This is a genomic window from Pseudomonas sp. K8 (genome assembly GCF_014889455.1).
GTDB lineage: Bacteria > Pseudomonadota > Gammaproteobacteria > Pseudomonadales > Pseudomonadaceae > Aquipseudomonas > Aquipseudomonas veronii.
The window spans coordinates 1-387 of record NZ_VJWO01000212.1; the positions used below are offsets into that span (position 1 = coordinate 1).

The 387-nt window shown below is 59.4% G+C and carries 2 pseudogenes; one reads left to right on the top strand and one right to left on the bottom strand.

The annotated features are described in order from the left end of the window. Positions 1 to 114, top strand: a pseudogene (locus INT12_RS31060) (helicase); the annotation flags it as partial. Between the two features lie 108 nt (positions 115 to 222). Here the strand turns inward: INT12_RS31060 and INT12_RS31065 are convergent. Beyond that, a pseudogene (locus tag INT12_RS31065) lies at positions 223 to 387 on the bottom strand (histidine kinase); the annotation flags it as partial.

Sequence of the window (387 nt, forward strand, 5' to 3'; positions counted from 1 at the left end):
CTGGCGTTCATGACGGGGATTCAGGACAAGTCGATCCAGATCAAGGGCAACCCGGCGCTGGTGATCTGGTTCCAGGGCTTGACCAAGTATTTGAAGCCGAAGAAAAAGCAGTAGACCGAGGTGGATTCATCGGGGGCAAGCCCCCTCCCACACTTGACCGTGTTCGCAGATCAAAATGTGGGAGGGGGCTTGCCCCCGATAGCGATCTAACAAGCTACCGATTCAGCCCTGGCTGAACTGCGAGGCCAATTCGCGCAACAGCACCTCGGCATCCAGCACCTTGGCCACGACTTCTTCAGCCTTGTCACGGCTCAAGCCCAAACGTTCAAGCAGCTCGTCGGGGATGGTTTCGTGCGGCCCGGAGCCGATGCCCCGGCTGCGCAGCAG